Raw genomic sequence first — 20,212 nt, 5'->3', positions numbered from 1 at the left:
TTACTCCTTGGGGGACGGGTTGAAGTATTGACTGGTCACGGCTGAGGCGCGAAGCGCAGCAGGTTCCAGGAGCAGGCGGGCAGCGCCACGGAGCACCGGCCGCCGTCGAGGGTGGGGGTGGTGACCTCCCGAGGCGTCACCCGGTCGGGATCCGCCTCGGTGTTCGTGGCGGCCGGGTCGGCGCCGGCCGCGAGGGTGATGTGTTCCACGGCGCGCAGGCCGGGCAGCCCGCGCAGGTCCAGGTCGAGCGGGAGGTCGTTCGGACCCCGGTTGACGGCGAAGACGGCCAGCTCGCCGGTCTCCTCGTCGTGCACGGCGACGGTGTCCAGCACCGGCACCTCGCCGTACCGCTGCGTCTCGTACGTGGGGCCGACCGGCTCGGTCCGCAGCACCGTGCCCCGGGCGTGCCGGGCGGTCAGGGCGAACGGGTGGAAGATGCTCTGCCGCCAGGCCGGCCCGCCGTTGCGGGTGCGGATCGGGGCGATCACGTTGGCGAGCTGCGCCTGGCAGGCCACCCCGACCCGGTCGGCGTGCCGGAGCAGGGTGATCAGGAGGTCGCCGACCACCACGGCGTCGACGGCGTTGTAGTCGTCCTCGATCAGGGCCGGCGCCTCGACCCAGCCGCGCCGGTCGAGGTCGGCCTGGAGGCGGGACTGGTACCAGACGTTCCACTCGTCGAAGGAGATCTTCAGCTTGCGCTTGTGCCGCTGCTTGGCGGCCACGTGGTCGGCGGTGGCGACCACCTCGCGGATGAAGTTGTCCATGTCGACCGCCGACGCCAGGATGCTGGCCCGGTCGCCGTCGGACGGGTCGTAGTAGGTGTGGGCCGAGATGTAGTCGACGTGCTCGTAGGTGTGCTCCAGCACGGTCGCCTCCCAGGAGGCGAAGGTCGGCATCCCCCGGTTGGAGCTGCCGCAGGCGACCAGGCTGATCGAGGGGTCGATCATCTTCATGGCGCGGGCCGTCTCGGCGGCCAGCCGGCCGTACTCGTCGGCCGTCTTGTGGCCGACCTGCCACGGCCCGTCCAGCTCGTTGCCGAGGCACCAGAGCCGGACCCCGTACGGGTCCTCGGCCCCGTGCTTGCGGCGCAGGTCGGACAGCTGGGTGCCGCCCGGGTGGTTGGCGTACTCCAGCAGGTCGCAGGCCTCCTGGACGCCGCGGGTGCCGAGGTTGACCGCCATCATCGGCTCGACGCCGGCCTCGGCCGCCCAGGTCATGAACTCGTCCAGGCCGAACGCGTTGGTCTCGATGGTCTTCCAGGCCAGGTCGAGCCGGCGCGGACGGTCGCCGACCGGGCCCACGCCGTCCTCCCAGCGGTAGCCGGAGACGAAGTTGCCGCCCGGGTAGCGGACCACCGAGACGCCCAGCTCGCGGGTCAGCTCCAGCACGTCGCGCCGGAAGCCGCGCGGGTCGGCGCTCGGGTGGCCGGGTTCGTAGACACCGCCGTAGACGCAGCGCCCCATGTGCTCGACGAACGAACCGAAGAGGCGACGGTCGGCCGCGCCGATGGTGAAGGTCGGGTCGATCGTGAGCTGCGCGTTCGGCACGGGTGCCACCCTTTCCTCGGTGCTGTGCCCGGTGACCTCGGTCACCGGTGTCCCTGGTTTGTACAACGTTGTAAGCAACGCTGTAAAGCGATCGTTACGTCGTCGTGACGCGGTAGAGTGCGCCCCAGCAGTCACCCGGGAGGAAGTCAGTGCGGCACAGGCTCAAGGACGTGGCGGAACGGGCCGGCGTGTCGGTGAAGACCGTCTCCAACGTGGTCAACGGCTACCAGCACGTCCGCGCCGACACCCGGGCCCGGGTCGAGGCGGCCATCGTCGAACTCAACTACCGCCCCAACCTCTCGGCCCGCAACCTGCGCAAGGGCCGCACCGGCGTGATCGCCCTGGCGGTGCCCGAGCTGGACATCCCCTACTTCGCCGAGTTGGCCCGGCACGTGGTCGTCGCCGCCGCCGAGCACGGCTGGACGGTGCTGATCGACCAGACCGGCGGCGGCCCGGAGCAGGAACGCAAGGTGGCCAGCGGCATCGGCGACCACATGATCGACGGTCTGATCTTCAGCCCGCTCGCGCTCACCGCCGACGACCTCGCCGGCCTCGACGGCATGCCCATGGTGCTGCTCGGTGAGCGGGTCGACCACGGCCCCGCCGACCACGTCGTGATCGACAACGTGGCCGCCGCCCGGGAGATCACCGCCCACCTGGTCGGGCTCGGCCGCCGCCGCATCGCCGCGATCGGCTCGCAGCGCACCCCCGAGGGCGCCAGCGCGCGGCTCCGCCTCACCGGCTACACCGCCGCGCTGGCCGAGGCCGGCATCGCCTACGACGACCGCCTGGTGGCGTCCGCGCCGGCCTGGCACCGCGCGGACGGTGCGGCCGCCATGCGGCACCTGCTCTCCACCGGGGTACGCCCCGACGCCGTCTTCTGTTTCAACGACACCCTGGCCCTCGGCGCGCTGCGCGCCCTGCACGAGGCCGGCCTGCGGGTGCCCGACGACGTCGCGGTGGCCGGCTTCGACGACATCGAGGACGGCCGCTTCTCCATCCCGACCCTGAGCACCGTCGCCCCCGACAAGGAACGCATCGCCCGCCTCGCGGTCGAACTCCTGGCCGGCCGCCTGACCGGTGACCCGGAGGCCCCACCGCGGGAACTCGTCGCCCCCCACCGCCTGGCCCTGCGCGAATCCGCCCCCTGACCCCACCCCGCCGGGGCGGGTCAGTCGAAGAAGCGGGCCAGGTGGGAACTGGACGGGGGTGGAGCGTCCGGCTGGAGTGGGGTGAGGTCAGCGAAGATGGAGGCGCCGTCGCAGCCCACGTGCAGCGGGTACCAGCGCGGGGTGCCGGGCGGGCGCTGACCGCAGATGCCCTTGAAGGTCTGCACGTCCAGCAGGCGGACGTGGGTCGGGTCGGCCACCGCGTTCACATGCCGCCACCAGGGGCTCATCACGTGCAGCACGCCGCCCGGGCGCAGCACCCGGTGGCACTCGTCCAGCAGCGGCAGGAAGTCGATCAGGTGCTCCAGGATGTGCACCGCGAAGAGCACGTCCACTGAGTCGCCGGCCAGCGGCAGCGAGCCGGACAGGTCGGCCACCGCGTTCACCCCGGGCGCCGGGTAGATGTCCAGGCCCAGGTTGCCCGGCCACTGCTTGGTCGCCCCGCAGCCCAGGTCCACCACGACCGGCGCCCGGCCGGCGACGCTCACCCGGCACCAGACGCCCAGCACGCCGTCGAGCCGGCCCACCAGGTCCCGGACCAGCCGCAGCTCGGCCGGGTCGGCGACCGCGCCGTCGAGGTGGGCCACCCCCCGGTCGAAACGCACCGCCACGGTCAGCCCGCGCAGCCGCTCGTCGTGCCGGGCCTGATCGGCCCACGCCTCGGCGAGGAAGCCGTCGACCGCCCGCAGCCGCTCGCCCGAGAGTGCGGATTGCGCCACCGCCACCATGCGCCCACCTCCGGGCGGCGCGATACCCGCATCCCCGCCCGATATGCCTCCCCTGCCCGGGTTCAGGCAGCGCCGACCGGCGCCGGGTCAGCCGGCGATGGTGCGGCGGGCGGCGCGGGAGCCGCGCATCCGCTGGCGCGGCTGCGGCGCGGGAGCCTTCGGCCGTTTCAGGTGGTAGCGGTGCAACTCGTTGTTGCCGGGCAGGGACGGATCCTCGCTCATCGCGACCAGTTCCCAGCCCTGGTCACCGGCCCGGTTCAGGTGGGCCAGCGCGGTGTCGCCGTACGGCGTGACGTCGATCATGGAGCCGTCCGGGCCGTACCAGATGAACACGACCTCCCACCCGATGTCGGTGGTGGCGGCCTGGCGGCGGCGGACCAGCAGCGCGTACTCCCACTTGAGCATGGAGTCATTCTCACCCCACGCGACCGGGTCGGCCCGGATCAATCTTCGGCGATCCGCCCGTCCGCCACCCGCAGCCGCCGGTTCACGCTCACCGCGTCCAGCATCCGCCGGTCGTGGGTCACCAGCAGCAGCGTTCCCGGATAGCCGGCCAGGGCCGATTCGAGCTGCTCGATCGCCGGCAGGTCCAGGTGGTTGGTCGGCTCGTCGAGCACCAGCAGGTTCACCCCGCGCCCCTGGAGCAGGGCCAGCGCGGCCCGGGTGCGCTCGCCCGGGGAGAGGGTGGCCGCCGGCCGCAGCACGTGCTCGGCGCGGAGGCCGAACTTGGCCAGCAGCGTCCGCACGTCCGCCGGGCTCAGCTCGGGTACGGCGGCGCCGAACGCGTCCAGCAGGGGCTGGTCGCCGAGGAAGAGCCCCCGGGCCTGGTCCACCTCGCCCACCACCACGCCCGGGCCGAGCGCGGCGTGCCCCTCGTCCAGCGGCAGCCGCCCCAGCAGCGCGGCCAGCAGGGTGCTCTTGCCGGAGCCGTTCGCCCCGGTGATCGCCACCCGGTCGGCCCAGTCGATCTGGAGGTCCACCGGGCCGAGGGTGAAGTCGCCCCGGCGTACCCGGGCGCCCCGCAGCGCGGCCACGACGGCGCCGGCGCGGGGCGCGGCGGCGATCTCCATCCGCAGCTCCCACTCCTTGCGCGGCTCGTCGACCACCTCCAAGCGCTCGATCAGCCGCTCGGTCTGCCGGGCCTTGGCGGCCTGCTTCTCGCTGGACTCGGAGCGGAACTTGCGGCCGATCTTGTCGTTGTCGGTGGCCTTGCGGCGGGCGTTCTTCACGCCCTTCTCCATCCAGGACCGCTGCGTCCGGGCCCGCGCCTCCAACTGCGCCCGGGTGCCGGCGTACTCCTCGAACTCCTCGCGGGCGTGCCGGCGGGCCACCTCGCGCTCCTCCAGGTAGGCCGCGTAGCCGCCGCCGAAGTGGTTGACCTGGCCCTGGTGCAGGTCCAGCTCCATCACCCGGGTGACCGTCCGGGTGAGGAACTCCCGGTCGTGGCTGACCAGCACGGTGCCGGCGCGCAGCCCGGTGACGAAGCGTTCCAGCCGGTCCAGGCCGGCCAGGTCCAGGTCGTTGGTGGGCTCGTCGAGCAGGAAGACGTCGTAGCGGCTGAGCAGCAGCGAGGCCAGCCCGGCCCGGGCCGCCTGGCCGCCGGAAAGGCCCGTCATCGGGTGGTCCAGGTCGACGTGGAGCCCCAGCTCGGCGGCGACCTGCTCGGCCCGTTCGTCCAGGTCCGCCCCGCCCAGGTCGAGCCAGCGTTCCAGCGCCGTGGCGTACGCGTCGTCCGCGCCCGGCGCCCCGGCGGTCAGCGCCTCGGTGGCGGCGTCCAGCGCCGCCTGCGCCGCGGTCACCCCGGTACGGCGGGCCAGGAAGCCGCGGACCGTCTCGCCCGGCCGGCGCTCCGGCTCCTGCGGCAGGTAGCCCACCGTGGCGGTGGGCGGGTTCAACGCCACCGAGCCCTGCTCCAGCGGCTGGAGCCCGGCGAGGGTACGCAGCAGCGTGGACTTGCCGGCGCCGTTCACCCCGACCAGCCCGACCACGTCGCCCGGGGCGACGACCAGGTCCAGGTCGGTGAAGAGGAGGCGGTCGCCGTGCCCGGCGGTGAGGTCTTTGGCGATCAACGTGGCGCTCATGAGGAGATCGAGCCTACCGGCGCGGCGAATCGGATGACCCGGGCTCGGGGCCCGACCTTGGTGAGGGAGACTCACAGCCGTGGTGACCACTCTGGCGATCGACTGCGGGGGCGGCGGGATCAAGGCCTCCGTGCTGGACGCGGCGGGGACCATGCGCGCCCGGCCGCTGCGCGTCCCCACGCCGTACCCGCTGCCGCCCGCACTGTTCGTCAAGACGCTGCTGGACCTCGGCGGCCGGCTGCCCCCGGCGGACCGGCTCACCGTCGGGATGCCCGGCATGATCCGGCACGGCGTGGTGGTGGCCACCCCGCACTACGTGACCCGCTCCGGTCCCCGCAGCCGGGTCGACCCCGACCTGGTCGCCGAGTGGTCCGGGTACGACGCGCGCAGCGCCCTGGCCGAGGCGTTCGGCGTGCCGGCCCTGGTGCTCAACGACGCCGAGGTACACGGTGCGGGTGTGGTCGCCGGGACCGGCTGCGAGCTGGTGCTGACCCTCGGCACCGGGCTGGGTAGCGCGCTCTTCGACGGCGGGGTGATCGCCCCGCACCTGGAGCTGTCGCACGCGCCGGTGCGCTGGAACACCACCTACGACACGTACGTCGGGGAACCGGAACGGCGGCGCCTCGGCGACGCGTTCTGGTCCCGGCGGATCCGCCAGGTGGTGGACGGCCTGCGGCCGGTCTTCCGCTGGGACCGGCTCTACCTGGGCGGCGGCAACTCCCGGCTGATCCGGCCGGACCAGCTGGCCCGGATGGGCGACGACGTCGTGGTCGTCCCGAACACGGCCGGAATCGTCGGTGGTGTCCGGGCCTGGGAGCTGGTCGGGGACCGGTACGACCCGACCTCCTGAGCACGATCTTCCCCGAAGGAACACTCGCGGTACGTCTGGTGTTGTGCCAGCGTCGGAGAAAGGGCTGGCGCGACACGAGGAGGTGGGTCGAGTGGATCTTCTGGCGGAGTACCGGCGGGCGACCATGTTCTTCGAAGCGGGTGACCCGACCGGAGCGGCCCGGCTGCTCGAACCGATCGTCGAGGCCGAGCCCGGCAACTCCTCGGTGCGGCAGCTGCTGGCCCGGGCGTACTTCCAGTCGGCCCAGCTCAACCGGGCCGAGGAACAACTGCGCGAGCTGGTCGACCGGGACCCGAGCGACCACTACGCGCACCACGTGCTGGGCCGGACGCTGGAGCGGATGAACCGCCCCGTCGACGCGCTGCGGCACCTGCGCATCGCGGCGGCCATGTACTCGACCAACGCCGACTACACCACGGCGCTGCGCCGGGTGGAGGGCAAGGTCGGCGGCCGCTGACGGTTGACCACGAAGGGCAGCCCTGCCGGGCTGCCCTTCGGCGTACCTACGATGGGCTGGTGAAGCTCAAGCTCGACCTCCACGACATCTACAACAGGGGCCACGACATCGACCGGGCCCTGCGCGGGATCATGGACGAGGCGGTGGCGAAAAAGGCCAGCATGGTGGAGATCATCCCGGGCAAGGGCTCCGGCCAGCTGAAGAAGAAGGTGCTGCGCTTCCTCGACCAGAAGGACGTCAAGCAGCTCTACCACCGCGTCGAGAAGGACTCGAAGAACTTCGGCCGCCTCTTCGTCCACTTCCGCTGGAAGTAAGACCGGTAGCTTCCAGACCTCCCACACTGCGCCGGGCGCGGCTACTGACCTGCTGAAACGCCTTTTGTTGGTTTTCGACGTCTTCCGCCGTTACTCGCGCTCGCTTGTGCCGGATCTGTGCCCGGCCCTTAACCCGTGGATTGCCGGCGACGCGGTTGCTGACGGCCCGGTACCCAGGCCCGGCGAGCGTTTGCCGTCGGCGAGGGCTGTGACGGTGCCGTGTGTCTGGGTGCCGTTGGGGGCGAGCGCGAGAGCGAATTCCGACCCGTGGATGGCGAGCGTCAGCCGGGTGGCCCAGACCTGGTCTGGATCAGCCGGTCAAGTGGTCTTATCCTGCCGCCATGCAGCAGACGTGGCGGGTGTCGCTAGTAGGGCGGGTTTTCGGCATCGTCGTTCTGGTCCTGGCCGGCATCGTTGCCCCAGCCATCGTCGTCAGCGGGCTCGATCTCGCCTCGAAGCTTGTCGCTGTGGTGCTGCTCGGCGGCCTGGCTGCTCTTGCCTACGTGAACGCGCTGCGCCCGTCGATCACGCTGACCAGCTCTGAGTTGGTGATCCGGAACAAGCTCAGGACGTACCGAATCGATCTCAACACAATCGTGCGCGTGGACACCGGTTATTACGGCATAGGCGTGCAGACAAGGCACGGTCAGGTGGTCCACGGTTGGGCTGTCCAGAAGTCAAACCTCGCACGGTGGCTTGGTCGCACACCCGCGCGGATCTCGTGGTCGAGGCCATCGAGAAGCAGGCGAAGGCAGGGGCTGAGTGCGGCGACGTGAGCCAGGCCCCGGCTCCAATTGCGGGGCACCGCGAGTCCTGAACGCAAGACCCTTCCGACCGCAAGCGAGGGTTGAGCCGCGCGACGCCACGCGGTTTGGCGGGGATGCTGTGTGTGTCCGTGGCTGGACGTCTCGCTTACAAGTTCTGGGCGCTCCGTCCGGCCGGGTCCGTTCGTGTCTCCGGCCTCGGGCAACCGTCCGGCACCGGTCCGGAGAGGGCGGCGCCGTCCGCGCCGGTTGCGTCATCGTTGCTGTCGGCAGCCGCACCCTGGCCCGTCAGTCAGGTGGCCGCGTCGACACTGCTGCCGTCGTCGAACCATGACGGAGCGGTGTAGAGGTCGGCGACTTCGGCTGCCGGCACCTTGGCCACCACGATGCCGACGCGTCGTGGGTTGTTCGGTGTCCGCCAGTCGATCACCATCTGATCCTGCTCATCAGCGTCTGCCTCGACCAACACATTGAAGAGCAATTGGCCGTCCTCTTCGCTGTACGCGTCAGCCGCCAGCTCCATTACCCCACCAGACCGCAGGGTCACGATCCACCGACTAGGGACTCCGGCAGCGAACTCCATGGCAGCAGACACTAGCTGTATCCGGCGTACCGGTCGGCTCGTCCGTCGCCCACCAGGTCAGCCGCCCATGCATGGCGGCTGACCTGCCGCTTCTTCGGGCGCTGCTGGCCAACGCCGGTCGGCTTTGGTCGTCGTTCGATGCCCCGGGGACGGCCCAGCAGAGGATGGCTGCGCTACCTTCCCGTAGTGGTCGATCGCGGACCGGAACCGAAACACTAGGGCTGACCATGAGTGATTATGCGGATCGGCTTGATCCTCAGACCTACGCTGATGACCTCGTGGTGGCTGTCTATCGCGATGTCCCCAGCGACGGGATCTGGGTCCCCGAGCAAGTGTTCTGGCGCTTGGTGTACGTGGCAAAGGGCTACTCCCTGCATCTACTGCCGTTGCTTGGTGGCTCAGATCCGGTCCAGCTAAGCCGGCCCATGATTCAAACGTTCATTGATGAAGTGTCCTTCGTGGCTGACCGGCTCCAAGACCCCGTTGTAGAACTATGGGCAGGTCAGCTACTCAAGGCGGCACAAGCCGCCCTTTGGCAACGGGGAGACGTACACCTGACAGTGGAAGGCGAGTGAAGGGCCATACGGCGTAGAGACCGGTTGACTGCTTCCGTGTGAACGCCGTCGCAGCGCATCGTGTGCTGCTATCGGTCGGCATCCTGTGTCTCTGAGCTCGGCCACCGTCGTGTCTATTCTCGTTCCGTGTCGCCCTCAGGCAATGCGTTCGATGCCTCCTTGCTGCGCGGAAGCGGGCCGATCAACTCGCGCCAGCGATGCTCTGCCGGTACTCCAGGGCCTCGGGCACTTCCTCGTACTGCAGCAGGTTGCCCGTCAGAGCGAGCAGGTGCGTCTTGGCCTCGGCAGGGGTGACGCGGAAGAACTCGTGGCGCTGGTTGCTGAGGTTCACGCGACGGTCCGCCAGGCGGGCGTGCATCTGGGTCTCGATACCGACGGCGTCATCGGAGAAGAACAGGGCGTGCACGTCGAAATTGAACGGGACCGAGGCGTCGCTGAGTTCACGCACCCGGTCGAGGGGGTCCAGTCGCCGAGTCATGCCGATCTTCACCATGTCCTCGCCGAACGCCCCGATGTTCGAGATCACGTAGACGTAGCCGGCGCTCCATCCGGGACAGACGTTGCACCTCAAGCTCACGCCGTCTCTGGGGGACAAGCGCCCCGGACGCCTACTTGTCCGCTGGCGGGACGGTCGGCGGGACGTTCAAGAACGAGAGTTTTGGCTGTCGTACCACCGGGTCACCTGACGGCCACCAGCTGCAGCTCGCACGGTCAGCTTGGAAGGTGCCTTGAACGCGGGGTGGAATCCCGTCGCGGCCCGCGCTGGCAGGCAGGCTCGGCGCTTGGCGTCGGAGCGGGGGAGCGAGCCAGTGACCCCTTATTGTCCCCTGGTGACTCCTCCAGCGGGCACGCAACGGGCATGGCAGAGGACAGCACGCGCTTCGGGCTGCTGGCATGATTCGCGCCGTGGGACTTCCTTGTGATTACTTCTCGGCTGCGCCGCAGTGATCGATGTTCTCGGTGATCTGCGCGCCGCCTCAGGTTCGAGGTACTGAGGTGACCGAGGTCCAACGGCGTCGTGCCGGTTGGTGGCTCGGGCGCACCTGCCTGGTAGCCGCGCTGCTCGTGCCGGTCAAGTTCGTACTTATGCTCATCATCCTCGGGCCGGAGGCGTACCTCAGCTCTACCCAACCCGAGGGCACGTTCCTCGTCCTCGGCCTGGAGGTCTTCCTCTCCCTGCTGCCCACCGTGCTGCTCCTGGCGTTGTTGGCGGCGGTGGGTCGACAGCTCGGAATCGGACTCGCGTTCCGCGGCCTCACCGTGGTGCTCATCGCCGCCGTCGCGGCCCTGCCGGTCGTGTTCTTCGCCTGGGGGGTCTATGCGATGATCGAGCTCCTCGGGCAGCTCGTGGTGGCTGCCATCGCGGTCTGGTACACAACGCGCTGCGACCTTTCGGTGTGAAGGAACCACCGACCGTCGGTGAGCTGCGTCAACAGCAGGACTGAGCTTTCCGAACGGGTCCACCGGAGCCCATGGACGTCGGGCGCTGCCCGCGCCCATCGTCACCCAGTTGGCACCCAGCCCGAGGCTCAGGCGTTGAAGCGGAACTTAGAGCCGCAGTCCCGCCACCAGCGGGAACAGCGCCGGACGCCTGCTCACACGCCGTCTCGGGCTGCCAACGTTGGTGGCTGGTTGACGACGTTTGACGGTGTCTTGTGCCCCCTGTGTGCTCCACACCGCCGGAGACGGCCACCGTCCGAACCCCTGGCAGACTGCCGCCATGCCGTCTGAACCGGAGTCGTGGACCATCAAGCACTTCTCGCAAGCCAACCCAGTCGGCCCCGGCCAAGACAGCGTCCCGGCGCTGCTACGCCGCATCGCAGACAGCATCGAACAACGGCCCGGCATCGAGGTCCAAGACCTCATCCTGGACAGCGAGATCACTGCCGACGGTGACTGGTGGTCGGCCACCGTCTACTTCCACGAACCGTCGCTCTAACGGAATCCGGCGTACAGGTCGACTCGTCCGTCGCCCACCAGGTCAGCCGCCGTTATGCGGTGGCTGACCTGCCGTTTCTCCGGGTGCTGCTGGTCGTTGTTGGTCATCGGCGGCGCGTGCGGCCCGTTGCGGGCCGCCTTGAAAACGTACAGAAACTTTGAACAAGTCGCCGGCAGCCGGCATGTCGTACTCCGGTTGACGCGTTACACGGTGACACCAGTTGATGGGTTACATGGCGCCTGAGGCCGCCGGACACCGACCGTGATGCCGATGGCCCACGGCGCTGGTGGGCTAGTTGTCCACCCCTGCCGGTCAGCGATAGACGAGCAGTCTGGCTATGCTCCCGGTCATGAGCGAGACGGCTCCACAGCCTTCCCCGTCGGTAGCTCCCAGCGAGCCCGAGTCCCTGCTGTCTGTCCTCGATCGCAACCGCCGGACCTTCGCCTGGAAGACGTCGGGACTCGACGAAAAGGGCATGCGCGCGACCACGGCCGCCAGTGCAATGACGCTCGGTGGTCTCGTTAAGCATATGGCCCTAGTCGAGGCAGACTGGCTTGCTGTCAAGCTCGCCGGACATGACTACGGAGCCCCGTGGGACACCGTAGATTTCGACGCCAATCCTGACTGGGAATGGCGCACCGGGGCGCTGGACTCTCCGGAAGACGTCTTCGCACTGTGGCGAGACGCTGTCGAGCGGTCACGCGAGCTCGTTGCTGAGGTCATCAAGGAGCGCGGGCTAGACGGGCCAGCCTCCTTCACCTGGCCGGACGGTCGCACGCCCACCGTCCGCGTCATGCTGTTGGACATGGTTGAGGAGTACGCGCGCCACACGGGCCATGCCGACATCCTCCGTGAAGCCGTGGACGGTCGCGTCGGTGAGGGCGCGCCTGCGGACTTCACCGTCTAGACCCGGGCAACAGCCGTTGATCGAGCGCCTTGACGGGCCGGCTTGATCATGCTTCGCCGATAGACCGTACGGCAGCTACCCACCGCAACACCGCAGCCCTGGCGGGCCTGCCGACTGTCACCCATCAAATGACAGCGATCCGTAATGCATCAAGTGAAGCCCGACACGCCGGCAGCCGGCAGCCGGCCGTGTCCCGTCACGGGACATTCTTGGCCACCCGCGTCCCCCCAGACGCTTGACCCAAGCTCTGGAATTTGAGGGACCGAGGGTGTGGGCGAGATCGACTACGCTCCGGGCATGTTGGCCGCGATCCTCGCCGTCACGGTCCGCTACCGGCGGCCGATCCTCGCCATTGCGCTTGTCCTAGCCGTGATCCTGGCCGTGGGCCGCCGGCTGTCACCCTCGCTGCATCTGATCCTCGGCCACACGACCTTCCTCGTCGGTGTGCTGGCGTGTTTGCTGGCCGCGCTCGCCTGGCGCCGATCACAGCCAGCGGCCTTACTGGTCAAGCCCGAGGTTCGTGCCTTCGCCACTGAACCGAGCGCCTCCCAGATCTCCATGGCCGTCGGGCTCACGTTCGTGGCCTCGCTGTCGCTGGGCACTGTCCACCTGGCTGGCGAGGGCCTGTTCATGGTGTTGCCGTTCCTGCTCCTCGTCGCCGTCGGTGTCCACCTTGCCGCCGGCTGGCGCGGCGTTACCGTCGAGCTGCGACCGGACGGTGTTCATCAACGCGACTTCACCGGCTCCTTGACTGTGCCGTGGGAGGCCCTGGCACCCGGCCGCCCTTCCCGACCCGCAGTCAAAGCCGCGACCCTGGCCCTGACCTACGCACAACCGGCCCTGGTACGCCGCCGCGGCATCCTCCCCCTGGGCCGGCGGCTGCGCATCGACAACGTCCACCCCTGGTTCATCGCCGACACGATCCGGTACTACGTCGACCACCCGCAGCACCGGGCGGCGATCGGAGAACCAGCCGAATACCAACGGCTCTTGCATGCATTGACGTCTCCGCCCACCCGCCCCGTCCCTGGACACGCTTCCTAGGCCCACGCCCGACCAGGTGCACCGACTTGCTGACGCCTACAGCGTCAAGCCGGAACCGGGCAAGCCGAGTCGCGAGCGGTATAGGGCGCTGGTGTATCTGGCTGCCGGGGCCAGCCTGCGTCAGGGCGAAGCTTGGGGCCTGGAGTTGGACCACGTCGACTTCCTGCGCCGAGAGATCCGCATTGTTCAGCAGGTTGTCACCCCGCCGGGCGGCTCGCCACGGCTCGCGCCACCGAAGACTGCGACAAGCCGGCGAACCGTGGAGATGGGCCAGGTGGTCGCCGACGCGCTCGCCCGGCACATCGAACTCTTTCCGCCGGTCGACGTGGAGATTTTCGACGAGACGAACCCGCGCAGGCCGGTAACTCGCAAGGCGAAGCTGTTGTTCACCAGCGGCCGGGGCAACCCGATCCAGCGAACCGGGTGGGCGTACCCATGGAAGAAGGCCGTCGAAGCGGTCGACGGGGTACCGGAGGGGGCCGGCTATCACGGGCTGCGTCACTACTTCGCCACGCTGCTGATCCATGGCGGGGCGAGCGTGAAGACGGTCCAGATGGCGCTTGGGCACGCCACGCCGATCATCACTCTCAACACGTACGCGGGGGAGTGGCCAGAGGCGATCGACCGGACGCGGAACCTGGTCGACGCGGCTCTATCTGGTGCTCGGCTGGCGGTCGCCCGGTGAGGGGCCAGGTTGTGCCCGATCTGTTCCCACCGTTTCGGGCCGGCGTAGCGTCGCAGGTCAACGTCGTGGTCTTCCTCGGTTCGTCCAGTTCCGCTGGAAGTAGTGGCGGCACGGGCTCAGCAATTCGGTCCGATCCCGTCCTTCCCCGCTGCTAGCGTCGAACCGCGGCCGGGGAAGCTGCGCGGAGGAGTTCGTCCAGCTGTGACGGTGGGCGGTCCTGAACGAGTTGCGGAGGGTTCCGCCTGTGTTCGACGGGTTCGAAGAATTCGACATTCCCACGACCGGTGCGACGATCCACGGACGCCGCGGCGGAAACGGGCCTCCTGTTCTGCTCCTGCACGGCATTCCCGAGACGCACCTCATGTGGCATCGCGTAGCGCCGCAGCTTGCCGAGAACTACACGGTGGTCGTCACCGACATGCGGGGCTGGGGCGACAGCGGCAAGCCGCCGAGCGGCGCCGATCACGAGCCGTACAGCATGCGAGCCGTCGCCCGCGACCAGATCGAGGTCATGCGGAGTCTGGGCCATGAGCAGTTCCGCCTCGTGGGCCACGATCGCGGGGCCCGTTGCGCCTACCGTCTTGCGCTCGATGAACCGGACGTTGTCACTCGGCTGGCCGTCATGGACGTCGTTCCCATCGGCGACGTCTACCACCGTGCCGACAGGACCTTCAGCCTGTCCTACTGGGTCTGGTCCTTCCTGGCGGCGCCGGCGCCGGTGCCTGAGCGGTTCATCGACGCGGCACCCGCCGTGCTCGTCGATTTCATGCTCGACACCTGGCCTGAAGTGAAGGATGCGTTCCCCGCCGAGGTGCGGGCAGCGTACGTCAAGCAGTTCACCGACCCCGCCACGGTCCACGCGATCTGCGAGGAGTTCCGCGCGGCGGCGACGCTGGACTACCAGCAGGACGAGGCGGACCGGGGAAACCGGAAGATCAAGTGCCCGGTGCTGTTCCTCTGGAGTCAGCGGGGTCAGGTCGCGAAGCTCTACGACGACCCGCTCGGGATATGGAGGGAATGGGCGGACGACGTGCGGGGCGGACCCGTCCCGGTCGGGCACTTCATTCCGGAAGAGGCCCCCGAGCAGACCACACAGCAGCTCCTGGAGTTCCTGAGGTAGAGGCAGGTCGGCGAGCACGGACGGAAGACGCGCTCGGCGTGTTGCTCGTGAGCGGGCCGGGAATGCCGATCCGGGGACGCGCCGCCGAGGCGGGGCCGATAATCCTCGGGGACGCAGCGTCGCCCGCGACCTGGCGTCGACGGGCGGCGGGAGGCCGGGCATGACGACCGGAGGCAGCAGCGAGCTGGTGCGCCGGCCGAACGGGTCGACCCGGGCGACCCTGCTGGAGCTGCTCTTCGACGTCGTCTTCGTGGCGGCCCTGGCGTTGGTCTCGATGCTGATCGCGCAGCGGGGCTCGTGGAACGGCGTAGCGCCGGTCGTGATCATGCTGATGGCGATCTGGTGGACCTGGTCGGTCACCTCGACCACCACCGACTTCTACGACCCGGACCAGCGGCCGATCCAGGCCATCCTGATGGTGACCGCGCTGGGTGCCGTGGTGATGGCGGCGGCGGTGGCCGCCGACTCGCACGCCCTGATCTTCGCCGTGGGCTACGTGGTCCCGCACCTCGTACGAGGTGCGGTGCTGGTGAGCGTGCTGCACCGGCACCGCCATCAGGCCGAGGGGCGGGCCGCGCGCTTCCTCTTCTGGTTCCTGGTCTCCGGCGTCTTCTGGATCGGTGGGGCGCTGGCGGGGCCGCAGTGGACGCTCTGGGCCGTGGCGGTGGTCATCGACTACGTCTCGGCCGCGGCGCGCTACCCGATGCCCGGACTCGGCCGGGTGCCCGTCGGACAGTACGAGAAGACCACCGAGCACCTGGGTGAGCGCTATCAGCAGTTCGTCATCCTGGCGCTCGGCGACGTCATCCTGGTGCCGACGCTGGAGATCAGCGCCGCCGACTTCACCCGCGCCCGGTGGGCCGCCTTCCTCAGCGCCTTCGCCGCCATGCTGCTGCTCTGGCAGATCTATGTCCTGGGGGCCGGCTCCATCGTGCGGACCACCGCGCCGCGACTGCTCCGGCGGGCGACCCGGCTGGCGCCGTACACCCACCTGGTCATGCTGGCCGGCGTCGTCTGTACCGCCGCCGGGTTCGACCTGGTCGTGGGACGGCCCACCGGCGAAACGCCGGGGCGGTGGATCGCTCTGCTCCTCGGCGGGCCCGCACTCTTCCTGCTCGGGCGCCTCCTGTTCACCTACCGGATCATCGGCGCCCTCCCGTGGCACCGGGTGTTCGGGCTGCTGATCCTCGTGGCCGCGATGCCGTGGGTGGGCGGCTGGCCGCCGGTGCTGGTCACCTCCCTCGTCGTGCTGATGCTGGCGGGGGTGGTGACCGGCGACGTCATGCGTGGGCGGTCCACCCGCCCCGTGCTGCGGCGACGTCCCGGTTGATCATGCTCAGCCGAGTGGCTGGCTCCGTCGCCCAACCAGTTGCCCGAGGTAACTGATTGTCCGGCTGCAAGCACCGAGGTGGTTGATCTTGTAGAGGCGTCCGCTGTGACACTCTCTGCCCGGGTCGCTTCCCCCGGGGGGCGTCGCCATGACCTGCGGAAACAAGCACAGGTGAGCCTCCGGCCGGGCAAAGCCCGCCGGAGGCTCACGATCGTCCATGGAAAGGCACAACGAATGTCGCAGCCGACCCCGCCCCCGCCGCCCGGGCACGCCCCCGTGCCCCCGCCGAAGAAGGGGATGTCGACCGGGCTGAAGGTCTTCCTCATCATCGCCGGCCTGGCCGTCCTGCTCTGCGGCGGCGGCTTCGTGGCGTGCACCGCCCTGGTCGGCAAGGCGGCCAGCGACGTCAGCAAGGGCCAGGAGGCGAAGGCCGGGCACGTCGAGCTCAAGTCCTGCGAGGCCGAGTCGGCCGGCGACGAGTTCCTGGCGAACGTGAAGTTCGACGTCGAGGTGAACAACACCAGCAAGGACCAGAACACGTACCTCGTCGACGTGTTCGTGCTCGACGCCAAGGGCACCCGGGTGGGCAACACCACCGCCATCGTCTCCGACGTGCGGCCCGGCCAGAAGGCCGTCGAGCAGGGCATGGTCGTCCTGAGCCAGAAGGTGACCGGCGACGTCACCTGCAAGATCGACAAGGTCTCCTGACCCGCTGACTGTGGCCCCCGGGCGATCCCCCGGGGGTCACACGGGTCGCCACCGGCGGCGGCGCTCCTCTGCCGGGTCAAGTGGTTGTGGTGGGGGTTCAGGCGTCGGTAGAGCTCTCGGGCGATGAAGCGCTTACGGCAGCGTCCGATCTCGCGGTCGGTCTTGCCCTGGGCGCGGGGGCGGTCGGCAGGTGGGGGTGCGCAGTCAGACCTGGAGTCACACCCGCTGCTGCCAGCTATCAGCTCACCATTGCTGAACCGACCCCGCCATGCTCACAGTCAGCCCTGCTTGCGGACCCGGTAGGCGAGGTGGGTGACCCCGTTGCCCTGGACCACCCTGGTGGGCCCCTCCAACTGGACGGGGGCGATCTCCAGGCCGGCGAAGAACGGGATGCCGTCGCCCAGCAGGACCGGGACGAGGTCGACGTGCACCTCGTCGAGCAGGCCGACCGCCAGGGCCTGGGTCGCGATGGTGCCGCCGTTGACGCCGACCTCCTTGTCGCCGGCGAGAGCCTTCGCCCGGTCGATCGCGGCCTCGATCCCGTCGGTCACGAACACGAACGAGTCGCCCTCCCGGTCCCAGCCCTCCGGCACGTGGTGCGTGACCACGACCACCGGTACGTCCATCGGGTGCCGGCCGCCCCAGCCGTTCGTCATGTCGAACAGCCGCCGGCCGACACCAGCGCCCCGGTCCGCTCGGTCAGCGCGCGAATGTGTTCCGCACTCGCCGCCGACGTACGGAAGGTCATGTCGGGGTTGGCCGTCGGTGTCTCCACGTCGCCGTTGCCGTACCACAGGAAGAGGTGTTCGAACCCACCGTGGGACGCGTCGGCGATGTAGCCGTCCAGCGACATGGTGGCTCCGGTAGTCACCTTCGTCATCGTGCTGCTCCTCGGGGTCGTCTGCGTGTCCTTCACCCGGGAGTAGAAGCTGGGGCACCTCCCCTCGACATCCGTCCCAAGGAATTTCCGCGGCCGCTAGAGGGGATAGGTGCGGGCCACCGCCAGCATCTCGGAGCTGTGCGAGCCGACCACCCCGACGTCCGTCGGCCGGGCCCGGAACCCGGGCAGCCTGCTCAGCCCGTCGCTGGCGTCCATCGCCCGCAGGTTCACCTGTCCCGCCTTCGGCACCAGGGTCAGGGTGACCTCGACGCCCTCCGGCGGCGGGGCGTGGAAGACGACGCCGAAGCCCCACCGGCCGTCGCGCGCCTTGACCGGCACGTCCCGCCCGGCCACGGTCGCCGACCGCACCTCGGCGGTGGACGTGTCCACGTGCAGGGAGAGCAGGCGGACCGGCCGCTGGGGCAGCACCCGCACCCGCAGCACCCGCTGGTCGCCCGAGCGGGTGTCGGAGAGCGTCTCCAGCTTCGGGGCGGGCAGGTTCGCCACCGGCGCCGCCCCGGCCCGCAGCTCGCCGTCGCCGAGGCCCGGGAACTCGTCGGAGACGTCGACCTTGCCGTCGACGTAGCCGCCGGTCCAGGGCTGCGGGTCCTCCTCGTGGCTGAGCCACCGCGCCGTGCCGGTGCCGGCGTCGAGGGCGTACATCAGGTGGGTCGGCACGGGGTGCGCGGCGTCGAAGCGGTCCACGGCCAGGCCGACCCCGGCGAGCACCACGGCGGCGAGCGCGGCGGCGCCGGCGGGCAGCGCGCCGAGCCGGCGGGCCCGGAGCGCGAGCAGGCCGCGCTGGCCGCCGGCCTGCGGGTGCAGCAGGTCGACCACGGGGAGCGCGGCCAGGCCGAGCAGCACCGCGAAGAGCGCCGCCACGCCACCCATCCCCATGCCGAGCGCCGGGAAGAGCAGCACCACGGTGGGCAGCAGGATCACCACGGCCACGGCGCCGGCCAGGGTCACGGCGACCACCGGCCAGGGGCCGTCCCGGCGGGTGGCCAGCGCCGCCAGGCCGGCCAGCGCGCCGGCCAGGGCGGGCAGGGTCGTCAGGTACGCGCCACCGGGCACCAGCACGGCGAGGAGCACCCCGAACAGGGCCAGCCAGACCAGGCCGCCGAAGGCCAGGGCGGCCGGGCCGGCCGCGCGGCGGATCAGCGCGTACCAGGCGAACAGGATCGCGGCGGCGAGCGCCACCACGGCGAGCCGGTACCAGACCGGGCGGTACGGGTCGAGCAGTTCGGCGTAGCCGGGACGGACGGTGGTGACCGCGGTCCAGAGCAGCCAGGCGCCCAGCGGGGCGGCGACGACCGGCACGAGGGCCAGCCCGACGCCGGCCGCGAGCCGCCCGGTGGTGGCCCGGCCGCGCCGGCGCAGCAGCCAGCCGAGCGCGCCGACCGCGAGCAGGGCGGCCAGCGCCAGCGGCAGGGTCAGCCAGCCGGGGTAGCGGACCAGCCCGCCCGGCACCGGGAAGTAGGTGTCGTCGTGGCCGGAGCGCAGGTCCCGCAGGTCGGTCCGGCCGAACTCGCGGGCCAGGCCGAGCGCGTTGTCGCCGTGCATCTGGAGGCTGCCCCGGTTCATCGCCGCCGGCACGTCGAGCGGGGTGTGGTAGACGGCGCCACCGTCGATGTACGCCGAGTTCAGCCCGACGAACCGGTGGTCGAGGAAGGCGGTGAAGTCGGTGTCGTTGGGCAGCGCCCGGTAGATCTCCACGGCGAACGAGGTGCCCACCGGGTGCGGGGCGGCCCGGCCGAAGGCCTCCACCAGCTTCGCGTTGTTCCGGGACGTCTCGAACATGATCACCGGGCCGGTGGAGCCGCGCGCCTCCAGGTTGAGCACCACGCCGCCGTCGGCGGCCAGCGGGTGGTCGGCGGCGAAGCCGGCGGCCCCGCACAGGCACGCCTCCTCGGCGTCGGTGAGCACCAGGACCACGTCGTTGCGGGGGCGCGGGCCGGCGGCCAGCGCCCGGGCCACCTCCAGGATGGTGGACGTGCCGGCGGCGTCGTCGTTGCCACCCGGCCCGGACTGCACCGAGTCGTAGTGGGCCACCAGGAAGACCCGCCCGGTGGAGTCGGTGCCGGGCAGCCGGGCCACCACGTTGCGGACCCGGGCCAGGGTCGCGCCGCCGGCCGCCCCGCTGAGCTGCCCGGCCTCCGGGGCCACGGTGTCCTGCACCTCGGTCTCCAGGCCCAGCCCGCGCAGCACGCCCACGACGTGCTCCCGGACCTGGTCGTTGGCGGCGCTTCCGGCCACGTGCGGCCGCGCCGCGATGACCTTGACCTGCTGGTACGCCCGCTCGGCGCTGAACGCGTCCGCGGGGGCGTCTTCGGGGCGGGGCGCCGGGGTGCCCAGGTCGACCAGGACACCGGCGCCGACGGCGAGCAGCGCGGCGAGCGCGGCCAGCGCGGCGGGCAGCCGCCGCCGCGGCCGGGCCAGCGCCCGGTCGGCCGGCCGGGTGGGAGGCGGGCCCGGCCGGGCCGGCGCGCGGTCGGCGGGGCGGGTGGGGGGTACGCCCACAGGTGGCTCCT

Annotated in this window: 23 protein-coding genes; 14 read left to right on the top strand and 9 right to left on the bottom strand. The window is 70.5% G+C overall.

Annotated elements, in window-relative coordinates:
- Nucleotides 1–35: 35 nt before the first annotated feature.
- Entirely contained in the window at nt 36–1,547 is a 1,512-nt protein-coding gene (locus ACFYPD_RS03400) for an alpha-N-arabinofuranosidase (protein WP_387109164.1), read from the bottom strand.
- A gap of 149 nt (nt 1,548–1,696) precedes the next feature.
- Between ACFYPD_RS03400 and ACFYPD_RS03395 the strand changes: the two genes are divergently transcribed.
- On the top strand, nt 1,697–2,698 hold the full coding sequence (locus tag ACFYPD_RS03395) for a LacI family DNA-binding transcriptional regulator (protein ID WP_387108250.1): 1,002 nt from the start codon (nt 1,697–1,699) through the stop codon (nt 2,696–2,698).
- A 20-nt stretch (nt 2,699–2,718) separates the two neighbouring features.
- Here ACFYPD_RS03395 and ACFYPD_RS03390 read toward each other — a convergent pair whose 3' ends face one another.
- The 3 genes from ACFYPD_RS03390 to ACFYPD_RS03380 all read right to left on the bottom strand — a co-directional run bounded on the left by ACFYPD_RS03390 (nt 2,719) and on the right by ACFYPD_RS03380 (nt 5,525).
- Nucleotides 2,719–3,444: a class I SAM-dependent methyltransferase gene (locus ACFYPD_RS03390; RefSeq protein ID WP_387108248.1), complete on the bottom strand. Its 726-nt coding sequence runs from the start codon at nt 3,442–3,444 to the stop codon at nt 2,719–2,721.
- An 87-nt stretch (nt 3,445–3,531) separates the two neighbouring features.
- Nucleotides 3,532–3,849 (bottom strand): hypothetical protein, encoded by a 318-nt coding sequence (locus ACFYPD_RS03385; protein WP_151465425.1) that lies wholly within the window; start codon nt 3,847–3,849, stop codon nt 3,532–3,534.
- 38 nt (nt 3,850–3,887) lie between these two features.
- On the bottom strand, nt 3,888–5,525 hold the full coding sequence (locus ACFYPD_RS03380; RefSeq protein WP_387108246.1) for an ABC-F family ATP-binding cassette domain-containing protein: 1,638 nt from the start codon (nt 5,523–5,525) through the stop codon (nt 3,888–3,890).
- Between the two features lie 79 nt (nt 5,526–5,604).
- On the opposite strand from ACFYPD_RS03380, the gene ACFYPD_RS03375 reads away from it, so the two are divergent.
- The 4 genes from ACFYPD_RS03375 to ACFYPD_RS03360 all read left to right on the top strand — a co-directional run bounded on the left by ACFYPD_RS03375 (nt 5,605) and on the right by ACFYPD_RS03360 (nt 7,922).
- Nucleotides 5,605–6,375, top strand: coding sequence for an ROK family protein (locus tag ACFYPD_RS03375; protein ID WP_387108244.1), 771 nt, complete (start codon nt 5,605–5,607; stop codon nt 6,373–6,375).
- Between the two features lie 91 nt (nt 6,376–6,466).
- Complete coding sequence (locus tag ACFYPD_RS03370; protein ID WP_151465422.1) at nt 6,467–6,832, top strand: M48 family metallopeptidase; 366 nt, start codon at nt 6,467–6,469, stop codon at nt 6,830–6,832.
- 59 nt (nt 6,833–6,891) lie between these two features.
- Nucleotides 6,892–7,146 (top strand): Smr/MutS family protein, encoded by a 255-nt coding sequence (locus ACFYPD_RS03365; protein WP_387108242.1) that lies wholly within the window; start codon nt 6,892–6,894, stop codon nt 7,144–7,146.
- 341 nt (nt 7,147–7,487) lie between these two features.
- Nucleotides 7,488–7,922, top strand: a complete 435-nt coding sequence (locus tag ACFYPD_RS03360; RefSeq protein ID WP_387108239.1) for a hypothetical protein — start codon at nt 7,488–7,490, stop codon at nt 7,920–7,922.
- A 280-nt stretch (nt 7,923–8,202) separates the two neighbouring features.
- On the opposite strand, the gene ACFYPD_RS03355 is transcribed toward ACFYPD_RS03360, so the two are convergent.
- Entirely contained in the window at nt 8,203–8,433 is a 231-nt protein-coding gene (locus tag ACFYPD_RS03355; RefSeq protein WP_387108238.1) for a hypothetical protein, read from the bottom strand.
- Between the two features lie 287 nt (nt 8,434–8,720).
- Between ACFYPD_RS03355 and ACFYPD_RS03350 the strand changes: the two genes are divergently transcribed.
- Nucleotides 8,721–9,068: a hypothetical protein gene (locus ACFYPD_RS03350; RefSeq protein ID WP_387108236.1), complete on the top strand. Its 348-nt coding sequence runs from the start codon at nt 8,721–8,723 to the stop codon at nt 9,066–9,068.
- 181 nt (nt 9,069–9,249) lie between these two features.
- Here ACFYPD_RS03350 and ACFYPD_RS03345 read toward each other — a convergent pair whose 3' ends face one another.
- Complete coding sequence (locus ACFYPD_RS03345; RefSeq protein ID WP_387108234.1) at nt 9,250–9,594, bottom strand: GIY-YIG nuclease family protein; 345 nt, start codon at nt 9,592–9,594, stop codon at nt 9,250–9,252.
- 470 nt (nt 9,595–10,064) lie between these two features.
- On the opposite strand from ACFYPD_RS03345, the gene ACFYPD_RS03340 reads away from it, so the two are divergent.
- The 8 genes from ACFYPD_RS03340 (at nt 10,065) to ACFYPD_RS03305 (ending at nt 16,801) form a co-directional block, all read left to right on the top strand.
- On the top strand, nt 10,065–10,469 hold the full coding sequence (locus ACFYPD_RS03340; RefSeq protein WP_387108232.1) for a hypothetical protein: 405 nt from the start codon (nt 10,065–10,067) through the stop codon (nt 10,467–10,469).
- 319 nt (nt 10,470–10,788) lie between these two features.
- On the top strand, nt 10,789–11,007 hold the full coding sequence (locus ACFYPD_RS03335) for a hypothetical protein (RefSeq protein ID WP_387108230.1): 219 nt from the start codon (nt 10,789–10,791) through the stop codon (nt 11,005–11,007).
- 349 nt (nt 11,008–11,356) lie between these two features.
- Entirely contained in the window at nt 11,357–11,914 is a 558-nt protein-coding gene (locus tag ACFYPD_RS03330; protein WP_387108227.1) for a DinB family protein, read from the top strand.
- A 270-nt stretch (nt 11,915–12,184) separates the two neighbouring features.
- A complete protein-coding gene (locus ACFYPD_RS03325) occupies nt 12,185–12,958 on the top strand; it encodes a hypothetical protein (protein ID WP_387108226.1) in 774 nt (257 codons plus the stop codon).
- A 16-nt stretch (nt 12,959–12,974) separates the two neighbouring features.
- Nucleotides 12,975–13,643, top strand: coding sequence for a site-specific integrase (locus tag ACFYPD_RS03320; RefSeq protein WP_387108224.1), 669 nt, complete (start codon nt 12,975–12,977; stop codon nt 13,641–13,643).
- 244 nt (nt 13,644–13,887) lie between these two features.
- Nucleotides 13,888–14,763 (top strand): alpha/beta fold hydrolase, encoded by an 876-nt coding sequence (locus tag ACFYPD_RS03315; protein WP_387108221.1) that lies wholly within the window; start codon nt 13,888–13,890, stop codon nt 14,761–14,763.
- A gap of 160 nt (nt 14,764–14,923) precedes the next feature.
- Complete coding sequence (locus tag ACFYPD_RS03310) at nt 14,924–16,093, top strand: low temperature requirement protein A (protein WP_387108219.1); 1,170 nt, start codon at nt 14,924–14,926, stop codon at nt 16,091–16,093.
- 234 nt (nt 16,094–16,327) lie between these two features.
- Nucleotides 16,328–16,801 carry an FxLYD domain-containing protein gene (locus tag ACFYPD_RS03305; RefSeq protein ID WP_387108217.1) on the top strand — a complete coding sequence of 158 codons (474 nt, stop codon included), beginning with the start codon at nt 16,328–16,330 and terminating at the stop codon, nt 16,799–16,801.
- A gap of 278 nt (nt 16,802–17,079) precedes the next feature.
- On the opposite strand, the gene ACFYPD_RS03300 is transcribed toward ACFYPD_RS03305, so the two are convergent.
- The 3 genes from ACFYPD_RS03300 to ACFYPD_RS03290 all read right to left on the bottom strand — a co-directional run bounded on the left by ACFYPD_RS03300 (nt 17,080) and on the right by ACFYPD_RS03290 (nt 20,201).
- The gene (locus ACFYPD_RS03300; protein ID WP_387108214.1) at nt 17,080–17,457 is read right to left on the bottom strand and encodes a dihydrofolate reductase family protein; all 378 of its coding nucleotides are present in this window, start codon (nt 17,455–17,457) and stop codon (nt 17,080–17,082) included.
- A complete protein-coding gene (locus ACFYPD_RS03295) occupies nt 17,454–17,681 on the bottom strand; it encodes a hypothetical protein (RefSeq protein WP_387108211.1) in 228 nt (75 codons plus the stop codon). Before ACFYPD_RS03295 ends, ACFYPD_RS03300 begins: the two co-directional genes overlap by 4 nt.
- 96 nt (nt 17,682–17,777) lie before the next feature.
- On the bottom strand, nt 17,778–20,201 hold the full coding sequence (locus ACFYPD_RS03290; RefSeq protein ID WP_387108209.1) for a M28 family peptidase: 2,424 nt from the start codon (nt 20,199–20,201) through the stop codon (nt 17,778–17,780).
- Between the last annotated feature and the right edge of the window lie 11 nt (nt 20,202–20,212).

Origin of the sequence: Micromonospora sp. NPDC005299, from assembly GCF_042872345.1 — a bacterium.
Taxonomy (GTDB): Bacteria; Actinomycetota; Actinomycetes; order Mycobacteriales; family Micromonosporaceae; genus Micromonospora.
Note: the sequence above shows the minus strand (reverse complement) of the source record. Positions and strands in the feature narration are given on the sequence as shown.